Genomic DNA, 22127 nt, shown 5'->3' with positions numbered 1-22127 from the left:
TCGCCCCGAGCGAGTCCTAGCTTAGCGCAGTTGCGGGGGTGCTCATGACAGGCGCGTCGGCCGGCTACTTGAACAGCTTCAGGCCGTTCCATCCTGAGCCTACCTGACGGTATGTCGTCCACTGACCGCGGCCCAGGCCGTAGTTGTAAAGGTTGCCGTCGGCGGTTTGTGCCGTGATGCCGCGGGTACCGGCGCCCGTCAGCCCAAAGCTCGGCGCCAGGACGCGCATGTACTGCCAGCCGGTGCCCACGGTAGTGGCCGGTCCGTAGAAGCCCGCCCAGCCGTCGCCGCGGTAATTAATGAGGGCACCCGAACCCGTCCTCGCCAGGATGTCGTTGGCGCCGTCGCCTTCCCAATCGGCGATGGTGAGCTCCATGCCATTCCAGCCCTTGCCAATAATCTGCGGAGCGCTCAGCGCGCCACCAAAGGTGTTCGGGTAGTAGCGCAGGACACCGTCCGGGAAGTATCCGACGACGCCGGGCCGGCCATGCGCGTGCGTCCACTTACCCACGGTGATGGTCATGCGCTCCCAGCCACCGTTGCCCACAACAACCTGGTTGGCGAACCCGCCACCCGGAAGCCCCCTGTACACGCCGAGGACGCCGTTGTTCCACTGCGCCAGAATGTCGTACACGCCATCAATGTCCCAGTCCACCACGAAAGCCTGCTTCAGCCCTGTCCAGCCCGAACCGATCTGGACTGCACCGGCATAGCCGCCTGCCGCCGTCGCAGGGTAGCGCAACAGGCGTCCCGAAGAATCGGCAGCCACCAGGTCCGCGCCGAACTTGATGCTGGCTGCGGCGGCCGTGTTGCCTGCGAAGTAGTGCTCCAGGGTGGGGAAACCGCGGCGGTTCATGTCAGTGGCCAGGGCGACGCCAACGTAGCGGAGGTGCCACGGCTCATAGCTGTACCCGGTGGTGCCCGTGTAGCCGTTGGGGTAACGGACGATGAAGCCATATTTGTGGGCATTCGCTGCCACCCACTTGCCCGCTGCGGTGTCACCGAAGCAGGTGCTGAGCCCGCAGTTGCCGGCGGCGTTGCCGATGTCCATGGCCAGGCCGGTCTGGTGCTCGCTGTAGCCGGGACGGGCTGAAATGGTGTCCGCGTAGGCCTGGCCGTAAGCATTGACATAGCCCCAATACACCTGGTTTTGGGTTGCATAGGAACGGTATCCACTCACGATCGCCAAGCCGCCCGTGCCGGCGTCAGCCGCGCCCTGGAACAAACCATTGAGCCATGCGGCGGCTTCCGCCCGCATGTACTGGCCCGAGCCGCGCGCGTTGATAAGGTCCGACGGCGCGTAGCTCACCGGGTTCAGTGGCCGCGACTTGTTGACCAGGACCGAAAAGTTGGCCGGGTCCCCGACGGGGTCCACGCTTGGCAAAGGATTCACCGTTGTGGGAACCGCTGTCTTCGTGGCCGCAACTGTTGTCGCGGTGGGTGCTGCAGCCGTGGCCTGCACCGCCGTGACAACTCCGCCGGCCACCGCCATGGCGAGGAAAACCGCGCACGCGGCCACGCGTCGTCGCGCGTTCCTTGCAAAAGATTGTTGTTCCAGACCCCGCATCATGCCCCCCACATCGGTTTTGCCAGCCTCGGGAACTCTACCGCGTGGTGTGTGACCCTGTCAGTCGTCACTTTATGAAGCTCCAGATAACCATTCGGTCAAGGCTCGGCCCTTATATGTCACCGGGCGGTCAGCGCTGACTATTCTGAAGGTGTTAGCTGCAGCGTATGGGGAACCGGGCTACGACATTCGAACCGTACGCCGAAAGAGGTTTCCATGGCATTTGCAGACTACGAAGTGGTGATCAGCCGGGACGCCATGACCGTCTACGGATTCCTCATGGACGGGATGAACAACTCCCTGTGGCGATCCGGAATCCGCAGCATCTCACTGCGCTCCGGCATCCGCGGCCAAAAAGGCGCGCTCTACCAGCAGACCATCAACGGCCCCGGCGGCCGCCCCATCGCCGCCGACTTCCAGATCACCGAAGCCCGGCCCGGGGCAGAAGTACGCTTCATGGTCGTCGCCGGACCAGCACGGCCCACCGGCGGCTACTACCTCAGCACCGAAGGCCAAACCACCCGGCTCAGGTTCGCCCTTGAATACCATCCCAAGGGCTTGCAGAAGCTGATGAACAGCACCATCCAGAAAGCCATGGAAGGCGAAGTTGCCCAGTTGGAGCAGCTGAAGACCGTCATGGAATCGCGCTCCGTGGTGTGAGCGTGCCGGGTCTCTGGGCTCCTGGGCTGGGCTGGTGGGCTCTTGGGCTCGGTCTGGTGGGCTCTGCCTACTGGGCCAGCTTGAAGCCGGTCCAACCGCCGCCCACCGCTATCGGCGTCGTCAGCCTTCCCGAGGTGAGGTCCCAATACTCCAGAACCCCATTGGTGCCCAGGCCTGCGATGCCGGTAGTGCCCGCCCCCGTGACGCCCTTCAAGGAGCGCAGTCCGGAGTAGTCCGTCCACGCCGCACCCACGACGGGCCTGGCTTCCTGCTTGGGCGAAGCCAGCCCGGTGCCGCGGTACAACCGCAGGGAACCGTTGGGTTCAACAGTGAGGAGATCCTGGAAACCGTCCGCGTTGTAGTCGACCATGCTGAGCCGGACGGCTTTGTTGCCGGTGCCGATCGCCGCCTGGGAGCGAATGTACGTCAGCCCTGCATTCTTGTAGAGCCAGAGTCCGCCGGACGCGTCCATGGCCACAATTTGAGGCAGGCGGTTGTTGGCGCACCAGTTACCTACCGCGATGTTCAAGGACTGCCAGCCGTGGCCAAGGACCCCCGGCGAACCGAAGCCACCTGTCTGCCTGCCGGGGTACACCAGAAGCGCTCCGTCGGTGCGTTGGGCGATGAGGTCAAAGACACCATCCCGATCCCAATCGGAAACGAACAGCTCCTTCAGCCCGGTGAAACCGACACCGATCTTGCGGGCCGCACCATACTTTGCATTCCCCAAAGAGGGGTAGGAATACACCGTTCCATCCGCTTTGACGGAGACCAGGTCAGCGGCACTCCGTATTGAGGCGCTGCTGAGGTTAACGGTAGGTGGCTGGTACTTATCGCCCGGCTGGCAGGCTCCCACGGGATCCGTGGGAGGAGTGACCGTGCCCCCGGGCGCCGTGGTGGTTCCGGCAGGGAGTGTGGTGTAACCAAAGAAATTCACCACACCCCAGAGCGTGTACCGGTTCGGGGTGGTCTGCCAATTTCCGTCTGTGTAGGTGATGCCGATGCCCATGACGTTGAACCGGGGATCACGCAGCAGGGCATCATGCCCCGGGGAACCCTTCCACCATTCCACCAGCTGGGCGGCGTCACGGTCCCAACGGACAGCGATGACCTCACCGGCTCCATTGTTCGGATTGAGCGCCCGCGGGTCGGTCCAGAAGTTGGCCCGGTGCTGGATGACTTCACGCGTCGCGATGTTGTTCGACCACTCCTGGGCCAGGCCCGCCACCGTCGCGTGGTACTTCACGGGGGCCAGGCCAAGGGACGCGCGATAACTGTTGATCGCGTTGAACACCGTCAGGATCGCGGCGGTGTTGCTGTCCGGCAGGAGTGCCAGTGCGCCGTTGTCGGGGTCCGTGTCGCCGCTGGGGGCCTTGCCCGGGAACGGGGTGCTTGGTGTGGGGGAGGGGGTTGGCGCCGTGGGTGCGGCGGAGGCCGTCTGGGGTGGTGCTGGTGTCGGCGTGACCGCTGGTGATGCGGACGCTGTCGGGGTCGCGGTGGCCGTTGGGGACGGCGACGCCGTGGGGCCAGCCGTCTGGGTCGGGGTCACCGACGGCTTGGGGGTGGCTGTTGGTGATGCGGACGGCGTTGGGCCGGCTGTCTGCGACGGCGTACCTGACGGGATCGGGCCAATGGCAGGTGCTGACGGGGCCGGAGCCGCCGACGTCGAGGACTGTGGTGGCGCCGGCTCCACGGGATCGGGGACGGCGGGTTCCGTGGCCCCCGGGTTGTCCGGGTTTTCCGGGGACGTGCCTTCCGTGGACGGACCATCCGGGCCCCAGGAAGGCCCGATGTTCGGCACCGGAGGCGGTGTCTCGATCACCGGATCTACCGCGATGGGTCTACCCGGCATCGGGCTTTCTGTTTCAGTGTCCGGAGTGGGCGCAGTCGTGGGGTCCACGACGTCGCCGGCCGCGGGGGTATCCGCGGAAGGTGCGGCGTCCGGCGTCGTACTTGACTCAGGTGCGGTCAGCCCTGACTCGACGCTGGCGGAGGGAGTGGTGTTGCCGCCGGGGGCGGTTTCTGTTGCCGGCAGGATCTGGCTGGAGGCTGCCACACAGAGGGCGAGCGCTCCGGCCAGCACAATAGAAGCCGGCACTGCCAGTTTTTTCACCATTACCCCGCGAATGCTCGTTGCCCCCAGGTACGGGCGCGGTTCTACATGTCCGGGAACTATAGTCCCACGGGGCCGCCCGGACAATGCACCGGGTGTAGGACGCATGGGGTATTTTTGATGCTGTGCTGATCTCTGACCGCGACATACGTGCCGAAATAGACTCCCAACGGATTGTTCTTGAGCCGTACGACCCCGCGATGGTGCAGCCGTCTTCCGTGGATGTCAGGATTGACCGGTTTTTCCGGCTGTTCGACAACCACAAATACGCCCACATCGATCCTGCCGAGGAACAGCCGGAGCTGACCCGGCTGGTGGAGGTGGAAGGGGACGAACCCTTCATCCTGCACCCCGGTGAGTTCGTCCTGGGCTCCACCTACGAGACCGTGAGCCTCGCCGATGACATCGCTGCACGCCTTGAGGGTAAGTCCTCCCTGGGTCGGCTCGGCTTGCTGACGCACTCTACGGCCGGCTTTATCGACCCGGGCTTCTCGGGGCACGTGACCTTGGAACTTTCCAACGTAGCCACCCTGCCCATCAAGCTCTGGCCCGGCATGAAGATCGGGCAGCTGTGCTTCTTCCGGCTGACGTCCTCGGCCGAACACCCCTACGGTTCCGGCGAATACGGCAACCGATACCAAGGTCAGCGCGGCCCCACTGCCAGCCGCAGCCACCAGAACTTCCACCGGACGTCCATCTAGCGTTCCCTTAGTGCGCTGCGCCGAGGGGTTTGCCTCTCGGCGATGCAGGAGGCTGGGGGTCTAGGCGGGGGTGCGCTCGGCGGTGCGGGGCGGGGCGCCCGGCGTTCTGCGGATGGCCTTGACTACGGGTTCCACGAAGCGCGCGGCCAGCGGACCCAGGATGGCCATGATGAGCACGTAGGCCGTTGCGAGGGCGGCGAGCTCGTCGGGAACAGCGCCCGAGGCAACAGCCAGCCCTGCGATGACAATCGAAAATTCACCACGGGCAATCAGGGCGGCACCGGCACGGAAACGGCCGGGTACGGCGATGCCTGCGCGTTGGGCGGCCCAGAACCCCGTCAGCATCTTGGTTGCGGCGGTGACGACGGCCAACACGAGGGCCCAACCCAGGACGGGCGGAATCGACGTGGGGTCGGTATTGAGTCCAAACGCAACAAAGAAGATTGCCGCGAAAAGATCCCGCAGTGGCTCAAGGATCCGCGTGGCGTTGTGGGCCGTGGCGCCTGAAATGGCGATGCCCAGCATGAACGCACCCACGGCAGCAGACACCTGAAGGGCTGATGCTATACCGGCCACCAAAAGAGCAAGCCCAAGGACGTTCAGCAGGAACACTTCGGAATTCTCGCTGTGAACCGCTTGGGAAACCCGGTGCCCGTGCTTGAGGGCGATGACCAGAACCACAGTGACGACCGCAAGGGCGATGCCCACGGTCTGCAGGCCGCCGAGGAATCCGACGCCCGCAAGAATGGCGGTGAGGATGGGCAGGTAGATGGCCATGGCCAGGTCTTCGAAAACGAGGATGGAGAGGACTACCGGAGTCTCGCGGTTACCGATCCGGCCAAGGTCGGTGATGACCTTGGCCGCTATGCCCGACGAGGAGATGTACGTAACGCCGCCCATGACGATGGCGCCGACGAGTCCCCAGCCAAGAAGGACGGCCAAGCCTGCCCCTGGGAGGAAATTGAAGACAAAATCCATGACACCGGCTTGCCAGGATCGCCGCAGGCCAGTGACCAGTTCCGAGGCCGTATATTCCAGTCCGAGCATAAGCAGCAGAAGGATCACACCGATTTCGCCGGAGAGGTGGGCGAACTCGTGCATGCCGTCCAGCTTGACGAACCCGCCGGCGCCGAACGCCAAGCCGCCCACCAAGTACAGAGGGATGGGGGACATGCCGATTCGGCCCGCTAACCGAGCCAGGAGGCCGAGGCAGAAGACGACGGCCCCCAGTTCAACGAGGGCTAGTGCGAGCGGGTCCATCCCGTTCAGCCGTTGCGAAGGATGTCGGCTGCCGAGTCAAGACCTTCCTGCGTACCGACCGCAACCAGCAAATCACCGGAGTGAAGAACGACGTCGGGTGCAGGCGAGGGGACGACCTCACCTTCGCGCATGATCGCCACGATCGAGACGCCGCTGCGTGTGCGGATCTGCGCCTTGCCCATGGGCTGATTCACGAACGGGGAGTCGGGCGTAATGGAGAACTGCCGGGTGACGATGCCCGGTACTTCGCGGTGCGCTTCTGCCAGGCTCATGGCAATGTGCTGGCCGCCCAGGAGATTCCCCAAAGTGGACGCCTCATCGGCCGTCAACGGAATGGATGCCTGGCAGGTGTCAGGGTCATCCCATGTTGAGACGAAGAGCTCGGTTTCGCCCTCCCTCAGTTCCACTACACCGATACGACGGCCCGAAGCCGTAACGAAATCCTTGCGGACCCCAAGGCCCGGGAGTTCGGTCTCATCCACGTTCATAGCTCCACCCTAAACTCTGTTGAACCGGTCCGGTACGTTGTTCGCCCTCAACCGGTCCTATGTAGTTAACGCTCTGGTACTACGGCTATTTCCACTTTCGCTGGGGGCTTGACCGGCAGGATCACCAGGAGGCCCGCGAGGAGCACCACCATGATTCCCAGGATGCCCCAGCGCTGTGCCTCGCCCTCGGCGACGAGTGGAGAGGCGATGGCGATGCAGAGGGTGAAAAGGGTGGGGGCAAGGAAGCTGACTGCCCGCCCCGTGGTGGCATACAAACCGAACAGTTCGCCGGCTTCCCCGTCCGGTGCAAGCCTGGCCAGGTAGGCGCGGGAGGAGGACTGCGCCGGACCTACGAACAGGCAGAGCAACAGGCCGAAGACCCAGAAGGTGTTGCTTCCGGGCCACGCACTGCCGAGGAAGGTGTAGTCACCGTTGCCCAGCACCAGGATGAACGTTCCCGCGATGAGGAGGCCGAGCAGAGACAGGACGATGACGGACTTCGGGCCGATCCTGTCGTCCAGGAATCCGCCGATAATGGCTCCGACAGCTGCGACGACGTTGCCGAAGATGGCGAAGAAGATGACTTCCTTGAGTTCGAAACCGAAGGTCCCCGCAGCGATGACGCCGCCGAAGGTAAACACGGCTGCGAGGCCATCGCGGAAGATGGCGCTGGAGAGCAGGAAGTAGATGGTGTGCGGGCTGGTCCGGTAGATGGCGCCGATGCGCCGGAGCAGCAGTTTGTAGGAGGCCAGGAATCCCAAGGAAGCGGTGGCCTTTTTCGCCGGCACTTCAGGGACCGCGAACATCACGGGGAGGGCAAAGATGAAGAACCACAGTGCAGAGAAGACAGCCACGAGCCGGATATTGAGGGAGTCCTGCGTGGAGGCGCCAAACCAGTCGAAAGACGGCTGGACGAACAGTTGCAGAACGAGCAGCAGGGCCACGATTCCGCCCAGGTAGCCCATCGCCCAGCCGAAGCCGCTGACCTTGCCAATGTTCTTGGGCGTGGAGATCTGCGCCAACATGGCGTTGTAGTTGACGCCCGCGAATTCAAAGAAGACGTTGCCCAGGGCGATGAGGCAGACGCCCAACAAGAGGAACTCCGGTTGGGGGTACACAAAGAAGCACAGTGCCGTCAGCACGGCGGTGGCGGCAGTGTTGACTCCGAGCCACAGCTTGCGGCGGCCGCCGGCGTCGGAGCGTTGTCCGGTGACTGGAGCAAGCAGCGCAATGGCCAGGCCCGCGATGGCCAGGGCGGCACCGAGTGCGGCGGAGGCGGCGTCTTCTCCGCCGAAAGCATTGGAGGTCAGGTACACGGTGAAAACGAACGTGGTCATGACCGCATTGAAGGCAGCCGAACCCCAATCCCAGGACGCCCAAGCGAGGATCTGGCCCTTCTTGGAGGCGACGGGTCCGGAGGCGAGCTCGGATGTCGGGTGGGAGGCTTCGGGAACTGCGGCCGCGTTCATAGCTTGATGCTATAGCGGCGGGGAGAACGGTGCGCGGATGACAGACCGCCATGTGGAGAACAGGGGATTGAAACGTAACCTCCTGCCCGCATCCTTGGCGAAAAACTGTCCTTCCCCCTTGATAAACTAGGTAAACCGAACCCAACGTATGACCGCCTGCTCCAACTTTTGACAATTCGTTCCTGACTTTGCGGAGAAAACAGTGATCACAGTTCTCGCCATCACCTTTGCAGCGGCAACTGTGGCGCCCTTGATCTTCCGGAAACTCGGCAGGAACGCGTTCTACGCACTGGCAGCAGTCCCTGCGGCGGCCTTCATCTGGCTCCTCTTCCAGTACCAGCCCGTATATTCCGGTGGTGGCATAGAAGAAGTCCTTCCCTGGATCCCCAGCTTGAAGCTGGAGCTGGCCTTCCGCATGGATCCGTTGGCGTGGGTGATGTCCCTCCTGATCCTCGGGGTGGGCTCTCTGGTGCTGGTCTATTGCGCGCGGTACTTCAAGAACAAGGACGCAGACCTCGGCGGCTTCGGGGCCCAGTTGCTGGCCTTCGCCGGAGCAATGTTCGGGTTGGTGACCTCCGACGACCTCCTGATGCTGTTCATCTTCTGGGAACTCACCACCATCCTGTCCTACCTGCTGATCGGCTATGCGCGCACCCGTTTGGCCGCACGCCGCTCGGCGCTGCAGGCACTGATGGTCACCACCGCTGGTGGCCTCGCGATGCTCGTCGGGCTCATCATCATGGGCCAAGCGGCCGGAACCTACCGCATCTCGGCGATTCTGGACCAAGCCGCAACCCTCATGGCCGGACCCATGGCAGGTGCGGTGGCTGCCGCCGTCGTACTGATCCTGGCCGGTGCGGTCACCAAATCGGCGCTTGTTCCCTTCCATTTCTGGCTGCCCGGCGCGATGGCCGCCCCCACGCCCGTGAGCGCGTACCTGCACGCTGCCGCGATGGTGAAGGCCGGTATCTACATCGTGGCCCGCCTGGCACCTGGCTTTTCCGAATCGGAGTTCTGGCTGCCGGTGGTCATGGGACTCGGATTGGCCACCATGCTGGTGGGTGGGTACCGGGCCCTTCGCCAGACCGACATCAAGCTCATCCTTGCTTACGGAACGGTCAGCCAGCTCGGGTTCCTCACCATGGTGGTGGGCTTGGGACGGGCCGACGCCGCGCTTGCCGGGCTCGGGCTGCTCCTTGCCCACGGCTTGTTCAAGGCAGCGCTGTTCCTGGTGGTGGGCATCATCGACCACCAGTCCGGAACACGCGATATCCGCAAGCTCTCCGGTGTCTTCCGCTCGTCGCGCGCCCTGGGAGTAGTTGCAGCGATCGCAGCAGCGTCCATGGCCGGCGTGCCACCGCTGGCGGGCTTCGTTGCCAAGGAATCGGTGTTCGAAGCGTTCGTCCACTACGGCACGGGCCACGATGCTCCGGCCTGGGGTGTCTGGATTCTGGTGGGCCTGGTGATCGGATCGATCCTCACCTTCGCCTACAGTGCACGCTTCATGTGGGGCGCGTTCGCCACCAAGCCGGGCGTGGAAGCTGCGCCGTTCAAGCCCATCAAGCCCGCGTTCCTGGCCGCGCCGGCAATTTTGAGCCTCCTCACCATCGCCTACGGCGTGTGGCCGGCTCCCGTCGACACATGGATCCAGCCATACGCGGCGCTGTTCGCTGACCGTCCGGACGCCGTCGACGCCGGGCACTTGGCTTTGTGGCACGGCGTTACCCCGGCCTTGGGCTTGACTGCGATAACGTTCGCAGCCGGTGCCGCGATGTTCTACGGACGCAACGTCGTTTCCCGCCTCCAAGGACTGGTTCCCGATTGGGTCGACGGAGACCGCGCCTACCAAAACACGATTGGCGCCTTGGACGACATCGCCGTCTGGGTGACCGGCCGCACGCAGCGTGGTTCGCTGTACTTCTACCTCACGGTCATCCTGACTGCCGCCTTCGCGGTGCCCCTGGCGGCATTGATCGCGGCCAACAAGCCCTTGCCCGAAGGCATTTACTTCATCGACCCCAACTCTCCGCTGCAAATGGTTGCGGGAGCGGGAATCGTGGTGGGTGCCTTGGCCGCTGTGCGGGCCAACAAGCGTTTCCTCGCGGTGCTCATGGTATCCGTGACGGGCTACGGCATTGCTCTCATGTTTGCCTTGCAGGGCGCTCCAGACCTTGCCTTGACGCAGATGCTGGTCGAAACCATTGTCCTGGTGGCGTTCGTCCTCGCCATGCGCAGCCTGCCCGCTGAACTGAGGGACCGGACAGGTGGCAGGCTGCGGGTGATCCGCGTGATCATCGGGGCGGCCTTCGGAATCACCATGATTTTCGTGGCCATCTACGCCATGGGGGCCCGTGTGGCCACACCGATTTCCCTGGACTTCCCCCGTCTGGCCTACGAGGGCGGTGGCGGCCTGAACGTGGTCAACGTGACGTTGGTGGACATCCGCGCCTGGGACACTTTTGGTGAAATCTCGGTGCTGGCAATCGCCGCCACCGGTGTCGCCAGCCTGATCTTCGTCCGCAGCCGCGGTGACCGGATCAAGACATCAGAGGCCGTGCCGGAAGGCAGCGTGGGGCGCCGCACCGGCGTCGAACGCGACTCCCGCGACGGTGCGACGCTGGCGGTGGCCAAGAAGTTCACCGACGTGTCCCGGGACGCCTGGCTGGTGGCCGGACGGACCCTGGCGCCAGAGCGGCGCTCCATCATCTTTGAAGTGGTCACCAGGCTCATTTTCCACTCGATGATCGTCTTCTCCATCTATCTCCTGCTTGCCGGACACAACCTCCCGGGCGGTGGTTTCGCGGGCGGCCTCACCGCAGGACTCGCACTGACCATCCGTTACCTGGCAGGCGGCCGGTTCGAATTGAGCGAGGCAGCGACAGTCAGTGCCGGAACCCTTTTGGGGACGGGACTTGCGACGGCGGCAGCCTCCGGAGTCGTGCCGCTGTTCCTGGGCGGCCAGGTCTTCCAGAGCGCGATCATCGAGTTCTGGCTGCCCGTCTTTGGCGACATCAAATTCGTCACGTCCACCATTTTCGACATCGGCGTCTACATCGTCGTGGTGGGATTGGCGCTCGACGTCCTCCGCAGCCTTGGCGCCGAAATCGACGAGCACTTTGAAGGCAAAGGTGCGCCCCTGGCCGAGGAAGATGCTGCCGGACACGCCGACCTTGCCGAAGAAGCCGCTGAATCCGCTGCGTCCGGGAAGGGTAACGCATGAGCATCAACCTGACCCTGCTGATCGTTATGGGTGTCCTGTACGCCTGCGGCATCTACCTGATCCTGGAGCGCAGCCTGACCCGTGTGCTGTTGGGCCTGATGTTGCTGGCCAATGCCACCAACATCCTCATCCTGAGCACCGGGGGATATGCGGGATTGGCGCCGTTGTTCAGCAAGGAAACCAGCCCTGACGCCTACAACGATCCTCTGCCCCAAGCACTGATCCTGACGTCGATCGTCATTTCCTTCGCGGTGACGGCCTTCATGCTGGGCATCATTTACCGGACCTGGGTCCTTGCGCGGCAGGACGAGATCCAGGACGACCTTGAAGACCGCCGCGTGGCCAAGACGCCCAGCTTCGACGCCGAGGATGACGCCATTGTGCCCTTGGAGACCTCGGAGTTCGCCGTCACCCCCGCCAGCACCCCGGACCATGGCCACCCGGAAGCCACCGAGACGCCGAACACTGCAAAAACCCAGGAAGGAGGCAGTGCGTGAACCTCGCAAACCTGTCGCCGCTAGCTGTCCTCCTGCCGATTCTGGGTGCCGCGCTGGCGTTCCTGTTGATCCGCCACCACACTGCCCAACGCGTCGTGAGCATCGGCATCCTGAGCGCAACCTTGCTGCTCGAATGCCTGCTCCTGGTGTCGGTATGGGACGGCGGCACAACGTCCGTCACCCTGGGTGGATGGCTGCCGCCATGGGGCGTGGTCCTGGTGGTGGACCAGTTCTCTTCACTCATGCTGGTGGTGTCCAGCGTGGTGAGCCTCGCCGTGCTGATCTACGCCACCGGCCAGGGGATGGCCGATGGCGACCAGGAAGCACCCGTTTCGATCTTCCACCCTACGTACTTGATCCTGGTGGCGGGCGTGTCCAACGCGTTCCTCACCGGCGACCTCTTCAACCTCTACGTCGGCTTCGAGATCCTGCTGACGGCAAGCTACGTCCTCATGACCCTGGGCGGCACAGGACCGCGCATCCGTGCCGGTGTCACCTACGTCGTGGTGTCCGTGGTGTCGTCCGTGCTGTTCCTCATCGCCATCGCCATGATCTACGGGGCTACGGGGACCATCACCATGGCCGACCTGGCCATCAAACTGGCCGAACTGGACCAAGGCACGCAAAACCTGTTGCACGTGATGTTGTTGGTGGCCTTCGGCATCAAAGCCGCTGTGTTCCCCCTGTCCTTCTGGCTTCCTGACTCCTATCCCACGGCGCCGGCACCGGTCACGGCCGTGTTCGCCGGGTTGCTGACCAAAGTGGGTGTCTATGCCATGGTCCGCACGGAAACGCTCTTGTTCCCGGGGGACACCCTGAACGTTCCGCTCATGGTGGTGGCGCTGCTCACCATGGTGGTGGGCATCCTGGGTGCCTTGGCGCAAAGCGATATTAAACGTTTGTTGTCGTTCACCTTGGTGAGCCACATCGGGTACATGGTGTTCGGACTGGCGATGAGTTCCGTTGCCGGGCTGGGCGCCGCAGTCTTCTACGTTGCGCACCACATCACCGTGCAGACCAGCCTGTTCCTGGTCACAGGTCTCATAGAACGCAGGGGCGGCAGCTCGTCCATTGACCGGCTGGGTGGTTTGGCCAAGCTCTCGCCGCTGCTGGCCTTGTTGTTCTTCGTTCCGGCCATGAACCTGGCCGGCATTCCACCATTCTCCGGCTTCCTGGGAAAGCTGGGCCTCCTGCAGGCCGGAGTGGAACTGGGGACGCCCCTGGCCATCACACTGGTGGTGGGTGGCGTAGTCACCAGCTTGTTGACGCTGCTGGCCATCGCCCGTGTCTGGAACAGGGCCTTCTGGCGCAAGCCCGAAGACGCTGAGTACCCGGACCCCGTGCTTCAAACCCCGGGAAATGTGGGTGTGCTGCCCCGGACCATGGTTGGCTCGACGGCGGGACTCGTGGTTTTCGGCGTCGCGCTGACGGTCTTCGCCGGTCCGCTCTTCCAGGTTGCCGATGGCTCCGCAGGGATCATGCTGGACCGCTCGGCCTATATCCATTCTGTCCTGGGTGATTCAGTGGAGGTCCCACCGCTTGCACCATCGGAAGAAGTGCAGACGGGTGGTGCCAAATGAGCCGTAAACCGATTTCGTTCCGCACCGAGCTCCCCCTGCTCATCTGGTTGGTGATCGTTTGGGGTGCCTTATGGCGCGACTTCAGTCCGGGAAACCTGCTGTTCGGCGCCTTGATCGCGGTGCTCGTAGCCAAACTGTTCTACCTCCCGCCCGTGGAGCTGAGCGGCAGGTTCAACATCTTGCGCGCTGTTCCCTTCGCCCTGATGTTCCTCGCCAAAGTGGTGGCAGCGAGCTTCCTGGTGTTGTTCCTGGCTGTGGTCAAGGGGCCCAAGGTGCGCAGCGCCGTCGTCGCCGTTCCGCTGCGGAGCCACTCCGACTTGATGGTGACGGCGACCGGACATGTCATCTCCCTGATCCCCGGCTCGCTGGTAGTGGAAGTGGACCGGTCGACATCCACGCTCTACCTGCACGCGCTCAATATTTACCAGGAAGCGGACATCGACAAGATTCGCACGGAAGTCCAAACCATCGAAGCCCGGCTGATCCGGATCATGGGCACGCCCGAAGAAGTCGAAGCCCTCAGAACCGAACAACATCCGGGAATGGAAGGGGCAACACGGTGAAGGAAATCATTCTCGTGGCCACGGCAGTAATTCTCAGCCTGGCTGCCGCAGGTGCGATCGTCCGAATCGCCATAGGCCCGTCCCTGCTGGACCGCGTGCTGGCCTCAGACGTCTTGCTGGCAATCCTGGGTGCTGCGCTGGCGATCGACATGGCGATGAACCGGCACCTCAACAACCTGATGCTGCTGGTAGCCCTCGCCGTGATCGGGTTCATCGGCTCCGTGACCGTGGCGCGGTTCGTGGCTGAACGGAGGGAACAGAGCAATGAGTCCTGATGCGACCGGCCTGGATGCCGTGATCGATGCTGTCACCGCTGTGTTCCTGGTGGTGGGTGCCTTGATGTCCTTGGGGGCAGCGATCGGCCTGCTGCGCTTCCCGGACCTCATGAGCCGCATGCACGCAGCCACCAAACCCCAGGTCCTGGGGTTGTTCCTCATGCTCGCTGCGATCGGCCTGCAGATGCGCACCTGGTGGGTGTGGCCGGTCTTGCTGGTGGCGTGGATTTTCCAGCTGCTGACCGCTCCCGTTTCCGCGCACATGGTGGGCCGTTCCGCTTACCGGACCAAGCACGGCCACCGCGAGATGCTCACCAAGGACGAACTCGAAGCGGTTGTCCAACGGGCGGCTGCCGGGCAGGAGCCCGGGAACGACCGCTAGGAACTGACGTTGGAACGAATACGGGGTCGCTTCCGGTCCACTGTTGTGGAGGGAAGGCGACCCCGCGTCCGTTGTCCGGGGGTGATGCTCAGACGATGTCCTGCGACTTGGCGAAACGTGCAATGGCACGCTGTGTGCCACGGCTGGCCAGCACCTGGATCAGCGTGCTGACGAAGGCTGAGATCAGCGCAAAGGTCAGAGCTGAACGCAGGCTCGTTTCCATGTCGTCGTTGCCCAGGGGTGGTTTGTTGCCCGTGGCCTTTTCCCACCCTTTGTTGACGAGTTTGGTGCCTACGAAGCCCGCTCCGAGGCTTACTCCGGCACCGATCAGCTTGAAGAAGAGGTTCATGCCCCCAGCCTAGCCGTCCCGGGGCCGACTCCTGTGTCAGCGGCGGCTTTCCCGCTCTTTGAGGAATGCCGCCAGCGATCCCACGGGGGCAAGCACCGGAACGACGGGGTGTTCTGCCGACCACAGAGCGTCCACTGTTTCAAACTCTGCAATCTCCTTGAGCAGGTAATACGTGGGCGGCATCATCTTCAGTGCACCGGCGGCTTCAGATTCCAGGATTGCGTGCACGGGCATCCACAGCGACTGCCAGGCCTCCGTTGTCTGATGCTGCGGCTCAGCCCCCGGGGCAGGCTTGGCGAGGTAGAAATACGTATCGAAGCGCTTGGGCATGTCCGTGGGCGTGATCCAGTTGGCCCAAGGGCGGAGATCCGCAGCGTTGATGCTGAGCCCGGCCTCCTCCTGGACTTCGCGGATTGCTGCTGTGAGGACTGTGCCGGCGGAAGCATTGCCGTTCGCGCCAATGGAGCTCAAACGCCAGGCGTCCGCGTGCTGCTGAAGCAGTTCTGCCGGGTAGTCCCAGCCTGACGTGTCAGCAGCGTCCACCCGGCCACCCGGGAAGACCACCATGCCGGCCGCGAAGTCCATGGTGCTGACCCTGTGCTGGACGAAGGCTTCGAGCCCACCGGGGGCATCGCGGAGCAGGATGACGCTGGCAGCGAGCCGCGGCTGTGACGCAGCGGTGGCGTCGGCAGGGGGATCCTGCTTGGTGTGGTCCGTCATGAATGTGCCCCTTTGCCGCGGTGAAGTCTGCTGGTTCATTCTCTCAGGTCCCGTTGTGAGGCCTGGTGTGCATGGAAAGCGCGTCGGAAAACGTGTAGAGCGGGCCTCGCAACGCACCTGCGCGCGCCACCAAGCCCAGTGCCGCACCCGATTGTGACCGCATGCCAACCATGGACCAGCGCCCGCCCCGCGGGCAGGTGTAAACTGAACCAGCCCATCAGGGCAGATTTGATAACGACAGGGGAGCGCCGCCGTCGGACCTTGCAGAGATGCAGGAGACGCGAGGGCGCTGAGAGTGCGGACAGCCGCAGACCCTCGAACCTGATCCGGTTAGTACCGGCGCAAGGGAGTCGAGCTTCTCAGAGTGTCCGGATCCAGGCGGCGCAGGCCGGGTGGCGAATCCGGGGAGCACTTTCCCCTCCTGTAACCTCAGGAGGCAGAAAAATGACCACGGTAAACGTGAAGAAGACCAGTTATAACTGGCGTGTTGTAGACATCGTTGTGGCGGCCCTGATCGCCATTGCCGGCGGCGTGATCTTCTGGGCCTGGTCCCAGGGCGCCGCACTGGTGTCCATCCCCATGAACGCGACCTACCCGCCGCTCACCGGACTGATCGCCGGTGGCTGGATGATCCCCGCGGTATTGGGCATGCTCATTATCCGCAAGCCCGGCGCCGCCCTGTTCTGCGAAGCCGTCGCAGCCACCGGCGAACTCATCATGGGTTCCCAGTACGGAACCACCGTGCTGATCTCCGGGATCCTTCAGGGCCTGGGTGCCGAGCTCATCTTCGCCGCCTTCCGGTACAAGAAGTTCAACCTGCCCACGGCGCTCCTCGCCGGCGCCGGTGCGGGCCTCTTCTGCGGCCTGAACGACTCCTTCCTGCCGTGGGGCTGGAACATCGCCTACGAGGCCATCGACAAGCTGGCCTACATCACTTTCACCACCATCTCCGGTGCAATCATCGCCGGGGCACTGTCCTGGGTCGCCACCCGCGGCCTGGCCAAGACCGGTGTCCTGAGCTCCTTCGCGTCGCGAAAGGCCGCGTCGGAGCCAGCCTTCAGCTGATGCCGGCCACGCAGAGCGGCAGCAAGAACAGCAGCCCGGTGCGGCCCGCCGCCATCTCCGCCGAGGGCTGGGGCTGGCGGCATGCCGGACGATCGGCTCCTGCCATTCACGGCCTGGACCTCCGGATTGAACCGGGCGAGCGGGTTCTGCTGCTGGGTCCTTCCGGTGCCGGCAAGTCGACGCTCCTGCACGCCCTCGCGGGGGTGCTGGGTGACGAGGAAGACGACTCGGACGAGTCTGGTTCCCTCCTGATCGACGGCGTTGCTCCGCGGGAACAGCGTGGCCGCGCCGGCCTCATGCAGCAAGACCCCGAGACGCAGGTGGTCCTGTCGCGGGTTGGTGACGACGTCGCTTTCGGTGCGGAGAACCTTGCCGTGCCGCGCGGGGAGATCTGGGCCCGCGTCCATGAAGCGCTCGACGACGTTGGGTTGCGTACCGCTGCCGGCGGCGGTGTGGCGTTGGATCACCCGACGGCGGCACTCTCCGGTGGGCAGAAGCAGCGCCTTGCGCTTGCTGGCATCCTGGCAATGCAACCCGGCCTGCTCCTGCTGGACGAACCAACGGCCAACCTGGACCCGGACGGAGTGCTGGAGGTCCGCGATGCTGTTCGGCGGTGCCTGGATAAGACCGGAGCCACGCTGGTGGTCGTGGAACACCGCGTGTCGGTGTGGAAGGACGTGGTGGACAGGATCGTGGTCCTGGGGCCCGGCTCGGTCCTTCTGGACGGCCCGCCGGATCAGGTGCTCGCGGAGGCCCGCAGCCTGTTGATTGACGCAGGTGTCTGGGTGCCGGGATACGTCCCTGCAACCCGGGCACGGCGTCGCCAGGCCGGATCCGCCCAGCTCCTCCTCGCAGCCCAGGACCTGGCAGTGTCCCGGGAGAAACCGCGGCGCAAGGGCTTCAAATCCATCCCGCCGGTGCCCGTCCAAACCAGTATCAGTGCGCAGGTCAGGTCGGGCCAGGCGCTGACCATCACAGGGCCGAACGGTGCCGGCAAATCGACCTTCGCGCTCACGTTGGCCGGTCTTCTGGCGCCGGTGGACGGCAAGGTGAGTGCCGCCGTCGAGCTTTCCGAAGGGGCGGGCATCGACCCGTTCGCGTGGAAAGCGGACCAGCTCATTTCACGCATCGGGACCGTATTCCAGGAACCGGAGCACCAGTTTGTCACCGGCAAGGTCCTGGATGAGTTGATGTTTGGGCCCAGGCATCTGGGCCACGGCGAGGAACGGGTGGACGAACTCCTCGAACGGCTGCGGCTCACGCATCTGGTGGAGGCCAACCCCTACACACTGTCCGGCGGTGAAAAGCGCCGGCTCTCGGTGGCCACGGTGCTGGCTGCACATCCCAGGGTGCTGGTCCTGGACGAGCCCACGTTCGGGCAGGACGCCAACACCTGGGCGGAACTGGCGTCGTTCCTTTCGGAGTTGCTGGATGCCGGTACCGCGGTGGTCTCCGTAACCCACGACCAGGAGTTCAGCACGGTACTCGGCGGAACCGAACTGCGGCTGGGCCCTATGGCCACGGGCGAAGCGGCCCATCAGGAAGCGGGTGCAGCATGAGGGACTCCCTGTCCATCCGAGGAAACCAAGCCCTTCTGACCCGCGCCAACCCGTTGGCCAAATTCGTGTCGGTTTTCCTGATTTCCCTGGTGCTGGCCCTGTCCATCGACTGGGTTTCGGCGTCTACGGCGCTGGTGGCGGAGCTGGCATTGTTTCCGTTGGCCGGGCTTACTCTGCGACTTTTGTGGCAGCGCGCGTGGCCGCTCATCATCGCGGCGGCGCTCGGGGGCTGGAGCACGGCGATCGTGGCGGCGGACAGCGGAGCTGTACTGCTCGACGTCGGACTCTGGTCCATCAGCGAAGGTTCCCTTGAACTGGGGCTGGGTTTCATGATGCGCGGTCTGGCGATTGCCGTTCCGGCCATCCTCTTGATGACCTGCACGGACCCCACGGATTTGGCTGATGCCTTGGCGCAGAAAGCAAGGTTGCCGCATCGCTTTGTCCTGGGTTCCCTGGCTGCCATGAGGTTGGTCGGCTTGATGGCCGAGGAATGGCAGACCATCGGCATGGCCCGCCGTGCCCGCGGCGTCGGTTCCCACGGCAGCCCGTTCCAGCGCTTGAAGGCCACCCTCGGCCAGAGCTTCGGGCTGCTGGTCCAGGCGGTGCGGAGGGCTTCGCGGCTGGCAGTCACCATGGAAGCGCGCGGCTTCGGCGGCGGTCAACGGACGTGGGCGCGGGAGTCCACCTATTCGCTTCTGGACGTCTGGGTGGTCCTTGGCGGAGTGGTGATCGCTGCGGGCGCGGTGCTCATGGCCGTGGGCGCAGGAACGTGGAGCTTCGTCTGGCGCTAGCGGGCCTGCTGTTCCTGGATCTCGTCAAAGCCTGCCCGGGTCAGGAACCCGAGCTGGGCTTCCTTCTCGGCAAGCTGAATGATGGGTCCCAACTCGAAGCAGGTTGCTTCCAAACGGCGCAGGGCCTTGGCGTTGCGTGAGTCCGGCTCCACCACGATCCGGTCCTTGCCGGGCAGGCTGAACATGTACTTGATCAGTGCTGTGCCGAGCCTCGGAGTGAAATGCGGGATGGGCCGCGTAGCCGGGGCCAAAAGCAAATGCATGCCAATGTCTGCCTCGCGGGCTGGGTAGGCCTCGCCGACGGGATCGTGCAGTGGCTCGTACGTCTGGAAGAGGGCCAGCGGCTCGCCGTCAAGGATGGCCAGGAACGCGTGGTGGGTCTCCAACGAGTCAAGGAATTCGTAGATTTCCTGGACATGGTCACGGGTGTGCTCGGTCATTCCCCAGAATTTGGCGCGGGGCTGGGTTACCCATTCGAAGATGAGGTCGATGTCCTCACTGGGAACCAGGGGGACAAGTCGCAGCGAGCCCCATCCTTCGAGGACTTCGGAGTAGACGGTGGTGCGGACGGAGAAGTCCTGGGTGGTGGTGGTCATGGTTTCCTTCGGTGGGATGCGGTGGGATGCGGAGGAATGCGGGAACGGGAGTGGTTACCGGGTGTCTTGGGCCAGATCCGCCCAGTCAGTGACCACCGGGGCGAGTTGCCCGGCGGTCCAGAGCGGGAGTTGGTCGGCGAAGTGCTGGTGGTCCGGTGTGCCGGAGGCTCCGAACGGGACGATCCATCGGCTCCGGCGCCGGTCGGACAGGTCCCAAACATAACGGGCCACAGGTCCGCGGAAGCTTCGATCATCCACACCGGGGAGGCTTTCCGTGCAAAGTACGCATCCGGTGTCTCCGCTGAGGTCGGCGGCTGGTGCGGCCGAGGCGAGGTCCCCAGGGAGGACATGGACGGCCAGGAGTTTGTGCCGGTCGCCCCAGGCCGCGCCGTTCAGCATGGACTCTTCCAAGGCAACGTCCTCCAAGGCTGTGGCAGCTTCCGTCGCAACACTGATGCCGAGCTCGGAACCGTGTAAAAGCAGGGTCTCCAGTGCGAAACCAACGCGGGATGCGATCGACAGCCAGGGCCCGAACAGGGGACTGTAACCCGTGGGCTCATGCAGCGGGGCGAGGGCGTGGTGCCGGGCCAGGCGCTGGACCACAGCGCCCCGCCACGCCGCGAAAACGGCAGCAGGGTGGCTGTCGGCGTCCATCCTGCCTTCCCACGCCAGCATCAGCGTCCGCAGTTCCTTGGCTTCGGCGGACAAATCGTCGGTGTCCAAACTGCTGAGCATTGACTGGAACAACGGCCACGGACCCAACGCGGTATCGGTCTGGATGGACTGCATATCATCCACGGACAGCGTCCCGGGCGGGGCAAGCTCCAACAAGGCGCGGATGCGCAGGGCACGATGCGCAGGCGCGAATTCCATGGCCACGGCGTCGCCACCTCCAGCTGCACGGTCGTTTGCGCTCACGGCAAAATGCTCAACTTCCGTGCGGGGCAGGATCACGTACTGGCCGTCCCATTCATGGCGGGCGGAGAAGGCCGGAGCGGGCAAACGCCGGTTGGCGGGATTGCGTTGCGGAACCAGTCCCGCAACGAAATGCCGCACGGCACCGGAATCGTCCGCAGCGACCACGCTGTTGACTGGCTCCACCCAGGCATCGAAGGCCGCTTCGACGTCCGACACGCTCCGGCTCCGCAACAACGGCAGGAGGGCCTCGAAACCCAGCCGCCCCTCAACGCGGGCCGGGAAGCGCAAACTCAGGGCGCCGCCGTCGGGCGTTTCCGAGATGATGGGTCCGCGCGCCGTCTCGATGATCTCCACGTCAACAGGCTCGCCACCGCGGACCGTGATGGTTTCGGAACGTACGACGACGGTTTCCCAACCTGCCGCTCCGCGCGCCTCGATGCGTTCCCCGTCGATATCGGTGACCCGTCGCAGTTCTTCCTCGAAAAGGTCCTGGTAGTCGGCCATCGCGTTGGTGATGGCCCAGGCGGTGTGGCCGGTGTGGGCGAAGTGCGGGAGTCCGGGGACGCCGGGGAAGGCGAATCCCAGCGCGTCAAACTCCGGGCAGGCCAGCCGTATCTGTTGATACACCCCGGGGAGTTCCATGAGGCGGTGGGGGTCGCCTGCGATCAGCGGGAGACCGCTTGCCGTCGTCGAGCCGTGTGCTGCCCAGGCGTTGCTGCCGGACCAGACAGGAGCTTCGATGCTGAACAGGCTGACAGCATCGTCGCCAAGCGTCCGGGCGACGTGGGCCCTGAACAGCTTGTTGGGGAAGGTGGAGAAGAGGATGTGGTGGACCAGGAAAACACCAAGCGGCGTCCACGGATTCCAGGGCTCGGGCGAGCTGCTGGATTGGTCGAACTCGGGGCCGCCGCGAAGCCCGTCATCCAGCGCCTGGTTGACCCCTGCCGCATACTGTCCGCACCATCGTTGCGTTGCGGGGTCGAGCTTATCGAAGCAGCGGCGGGCGGTGTCATCCAACCGTGACTGCCGGGCGAACGTGTCCCAGACCACAACGTCGGCACCCAGGACTTCAGCGGTGCGTCCCTCGGAACGCCACCGCTCCAGTTCGATCTGCCAGGAGCGGTCAGTGGCCGCATTCATGCCCTGGAGGAAGGCGAGCTGGTCGGGTGAGTCCGCCCACAGATGCGGGATTCCCCAGTGATCCCGGTAGGTTCCGGGGCCGCCTGCCGGGGCGGAAGGGTGCGTCGGGGCAGGCGTCATAATCTCTGGCCGCTTTCGAGCTTAGGTTAGGCTTACTTAAGCTCAAGATAAATGGCTTTGGCCCCGTTCACAAATCGTGGCCGTTCGTGAAGGA

General features: G+C 64.3%; 20 protein-coding genes and 1 riboswitch. Of the genes, 11 read left to right on the top strand and 9 right to left on the bottom strand.

Annotated elements, in window-relative coordinates; all coding sequences use genetic code 11:
- Positions 1–64: 64 nt before the first annotated feature.
- Entirely contained in the window at positions 65–1519 is a 1455-nt protein-coding gene (locus QF015_RS12800) for a M15 family metallopeptidase (protein ID WP_429389438.1), read from the bottom strand.
- A 264-nt stretch (positions 1520–1783) separates the two neighbouring features.
- Between QF015_RS12800 and QF015_RS12795 the strand changes: the two genes are divergently transcribed.
- Positions 1784–2227, top strand: a complete 444-nt coding sequence (locus QF015_RS12795; RefSeq protein ID WP_310211112.1) for a hypothetical protein — start codon at positions 1784–1786, stop codon at positions 2225–2227.
- A 67-nt stretch (positions 2228–2294) separates the two neighbouring features.
- Here QF015_RS12795 and QF015_RS12790 read toward each other — a convergent pair whose 3' ends face one another.
- A complete protein-coding gene (locus tag QF015_RS12790) occupies positions 2295–4325 on the bottom strand; it encodes a CAP domain-containing protein (RefSeq protein WP_429389436.1) in 2031 nt (676 codons plus the stop codon).
- Positions 4326–4465: 140 nt separating this feature from the next.
- Between QF015_RS12790 and dcd the strand changes: the two genes are divergently transcribed.
- Positions 4466–5041, top strand: a complete 576-nt coding sequence (dcd, locus tag QF015_RS12785; protein ID WP_011776299.1) for a dCTP deaminase — start codon at positions 4466–4468, stop codon at positions 5039–5041.
- Between the two features lie 60 nt (positions 5042–5101).
- Here the strand turns inward: dcd and QF015_RS12780 are convergent, their stop codons facing one another.
- The 3 genes from QF015_RS12780 to QF015_RS12770 all read right to left on the bottom strand — a co-directional run bounded on the left by QF015_RS12780 (position 5102) and on the right by QF015_RS12770 (position 8258).
- Positions 5102–6301 carry a cation:proton antiporter gene (locus QF015_RS12780; protein ID WP_310211106.1) on the bottom strand — a complete coding sequence of 400 codons (1200 nt, stop codon included), beginning with the start codon at positions 6299–6301 and terminating at the stop codon, positions 5102–5104.
- A 5-nt stretch (positions 6302–6306) separates the two neighbouring features.
- Positions 6307–6789 carry a cation:proton antiporter regulatory subunit gene (locus QF015_RS12775; protein ID WP_310211104.1) on the bottom strand — a complete coding sequence of 161 codons (483 nt, stop codon included), beginning with the start codon at positions 6787–6789 and terminating at the stop codon, positions 6307–6309.
- 65 nt (positions 6790–6854) lie between these two features.
- Positions 6855–8258, bottom strand: coding sequence for an MFS transporter (locus tag QF015_RS12770; RefSeq protein ID WP_429389433.1), 1404 nt, complete (start codon positions 8256–8258; stop codon positions 6855–6857).
- Positions 8259–8460: 202 nt separating this feature from the next.
- On the opposite strand from QF015_RS12770, the gene QF015_RS12765 reads away from it, so the two are divergent.
- The 6 genes from QF015_RS12765 to mnhG are packed head-to-tail and all read left to right on the top strand — an operon-like array spanning position 8461 to position 14775.
- Entirely contained in the window at positions 8461–11478 is a 3018-nt protein-coding gene (locus QF015_RS12765) for a Na+/H+ antiporter subunit A (protein WP_429389431.1), read from the top strand.
- Complete coding sequence (locus QF015_RS12760; protein ID WP_310211093.1) at positions 11475–11975, top strand: Na(+)/H(+) antiporter subunit C; 501 nt, start codon at positions 11475–11477, stop codon at positions 11973–11975. Before QF015_RS12765 ends, QF015_RS12760 begins: the two co-directional genes overlap by 4 nt.
- A complete protein-coding gene (locus tag QF015_RS12755) occupies positions 11972–13555 on the top strand; it encodes a Na+/H+ antiporter subunit D (RefSeq protein WP_310211091.1) in 1584 nt (527 codons plus the stop codon). Before QF015_RS12760 ends, QF015_RS12755 begins: the two co-directional genes overlap by 4 nt.
- A complete protein-coding gene (locus QF015_RS12750; protein ID WP_310211087.1) occupies positions 13552–14118 on the top strand; it encodes a Na+/H+ antiporter subunit E in 567 nt (188 codons plus the stop codon). Before QF015_RS12755 ends, QF015_RS12750 begins: the two co-directional genes overlap by 4 nt.
- Positions 14115–14393, top strand: coding sequence for a monovalent cation/H+ antiporter complex subunit F (locus QF015_RS12745; protein WP_310211084.1), 279 nt, complete (start codon positions 14115–14117; stop codon positions 14391–14393). Before QF015_RS12750 ends, QF015_RS12745 begins: the two co-directional genes overlap by 4 nt.
- Positions 14383–14775: a monovalent cation/H(+) antiporter subunit G gene (gene mnhG / locus QF015_RS12740; protein ID WP_310211081.1), complete on the top strand. Its 393-nt coding sequence runs from the start codon at positions 14383–14385 to the stop codon at positions 14773–14775. The genes QF015_RS12745 and mnhG overlap by 11 nt, the downstream gene beginning before the upstream one ends.
- Positions 14776–14863: 88 nt before the next feature.
- Here the strand turns inward: mnhG and QF015_RS12735 are convergent, their stop codons facing one another.
- Both QF015_RS12735 and QF015_RS12730 read right to left on the bottom strand, forming a co-directional pair.
- Positions 14864–15124, bottom strand: coding sequence for a DUF4235 domain-containing protein (locus QF015_RS12735; RefSeq protein ID WP_310211077.1), 261 nt, complete (start codon positions 15122–15124; stop codon positions 14864–14866).
- Positions 15125–15160: 36 nt separating this feature from the next.
- Complete coding sequence (locus tag QF015_RS12730) at positions 15161–15844, bottom strand: NUDIX hydrolase (protein WP_429389427.1); 684 nt, start codon at positions 15842–15844, stop codon at positions 15161–15163.
- A 229-nt stretch (positions 15845–16073) separates the two neighbouring features.
- Positions 16074–16210, top strand: a riboswitch (TPP riboswitch).
- Between the two features lie 78 nt (positions 16211–16288).
- On the opposite strand from QF015_RS12730, the gene QF015_RS12725 reads away from it, so the two are divergent.
- Genes QF015_RS12725 through QF015_RS12715 form a run of 3 tightly spaced genes read left to right on the top strand, consistent with a single transcriptional unit; the run spans position 16289 to position 19259 of the window.
- Complete coding sequence (locus tag QF015_RS12725; RefSeq protein ID WP_429389425.1) at positions 16289–16909, top strand: ECF transporter S component; 621 nt, start codon at positions 16289–16291, stop codon at positions 16907–16909.
- Positions 16909–18468 carry an ABC transporter ATP-binding protein gene (locus QF015_RS12720; RefSeq protein ID WP_429389423.1) on the top strand — a complete coding sequence of 520 codons (1560 nt, stop codon included), beginning with the start codon at positions 16909–16911 and terminating at the stop codon, positions 18466–18468. The genes QF015_RS12725 and QF015_RS12720 overlap by 1 nt, the downstream gene beginning before the upstream one ends.
- The gene (locus tag QF015_RS12715) at positions 18465–19259 is read left to right on the top strand and encodes an energy-coupling factor transporter transmembrane component T family protein (RefSeq protein WP_429389421.1); all 795 of its coding nucleotides are present in this window, start codon (positions 18465–18467) and stop codon (positions 19257–19259) included. The genes QF015_RS12720 and QF015_RS12715 overlap by 4 nt, the downstream gene beginning before the upstream one ends.
- Here QF015_RS12715 and QF015_RS12710 read toward each other — a convergent pair.
- Complete coding sequence (locus QF015_RS12710; protein WP_429389419.1) at positions 19256–19855, bottom strand: GNAT family N-acetyltransferase; 600 nt, start codon at positions 19853–19855, stop codon at positions 19256–19258. The two genes, QF015_RS12715 and QF015_RS12710, sit on opposite strands and share 4 nt — an antisense overlap.
- Before the next feature lie 54 nt (positions 19856–19909).
- Positions 19910–22033, bottom strand: a complete 2124-nt coding sequence (locus tag QF015_RS12705; RefSeq protein WP_429389417.1) for a penicillin acylase family protein — start codon at positions 22031–22033, stop codon at positions 19910–19912.
- Positions 22034–22127: the final 94 nt, after the last annotated feature.

The organism is Paenarthrobacter sp. TE4293 (assembly GCF_050435325.1).
Classification (GTDB): Bacteria; Actinomycetota; Actinomycetes; order Actinomycetales; family Micrococcaceae; genus Arthrobacter; species Arthrobacter nitroguajacolicus_C.
Note: the sequence above shows the minus strand (reverse complement) of the source record. Positions and strands in the feature narration are given on the sequence as shown.

Bases quoted from the DNA above. Each gene is read 5' to 3' on its own strand.
- QF015_RS12715 (WP_429389421.1), top strand. From the start codon at position 18,465: ATGAGGGACTCCCTGTCCATCCGAGGAAACCAAGCCCTTCTGACCCGC.
- mnhG (WP_310211081.1), top strand. From the start codon at position 14,383: ATGAGTCCTGATGCGACCGGCCTGGATGCCGTGATCGATGCTGTCACC.
- QF015_RS12735 (WP_310211077.1), bottom strand. From the start codon at position 15,124: ATGAACCTCTTCTTCAAGCTGATCGGTGCCGGAGTAAGCCTCGGAGCG.
- QF015_RS12710 (WP_429389419.1), bottom strand. From the start codon at position 19,855: ATGACCACCACCACCCAGGACTTCTCCGTCCGCACCACCGTCTACTCC.
- QF015_RS12770 (WP_429389433.1), bottom strand. From the start codon at position 8,258: ATGAACGCGGCCGCAGTTCCCGAAGCCTCCCACCCGACATCCGAGCTC.
- QF015_RS12705 (WP_429389417.1), bottom strand. From the start codon at position 22,033: ATGACGCCTGCCCCGACGCACCCTTCCGCCCCGGCAGGCGGCCCCGGA.
- QF015_RS12720 (WP_429389423.1), top strand. From the start codon at position 16,909: ATGCCGGCCACGCAGAGCGGCAGCAAGAACAGCAGCCCGGTGCGGCCC.
- QF015_RS12730 (WP_429389427.1), bottom strand. From the start codon at position 15,844: ATGACGGACCACACCAAGCAGGATCCCCCTGCCGACGCCACCGCTGCG.
- QF015_RS12775 (WP_310211104.1), bottom strand. From the start codon at position 6,789: ATGAACGTGGATGAGACCGAACTCCCGGGCCTTGGGGTCCGCAAGGAT.
- QF015_RS12760 (WP_310211093.1), top strand. From the start codon at position 11,475: ATGAGCATCAACCTGACCCTGCTGATCGTTATGGGTGTCCTGTACGCC.
- QF015_RS12795 (WP_310211112.1), top strand. From the start codon at position 1,784: ATGGCATTTGCAGACTACGAAGTGGTGATCAGCCGGGACGCCATGACC.
- QF015_RS12750 (WP_310211087.1), top strand. From the start codon at position 13,552: ATGAGCCGTAAACCGATTTCGTTCCGCACCGAGCTCCCCCTGCTCATC.
- QF015_RS12780 (WP_310211106.1), bottom strand. From the start codon at position 6,301: ATGGACCCGCTCGCACTAGCCCTCGTTGAACTGGGGGCCGTCGTCTTC.
- QF015_RS12725 (WP_429389425.1), top strand. From the start codon at position 16,289: ATGACCACGGTAAACGTGAAGAAGACCAGTTATAACTGGCGTGTTGTA.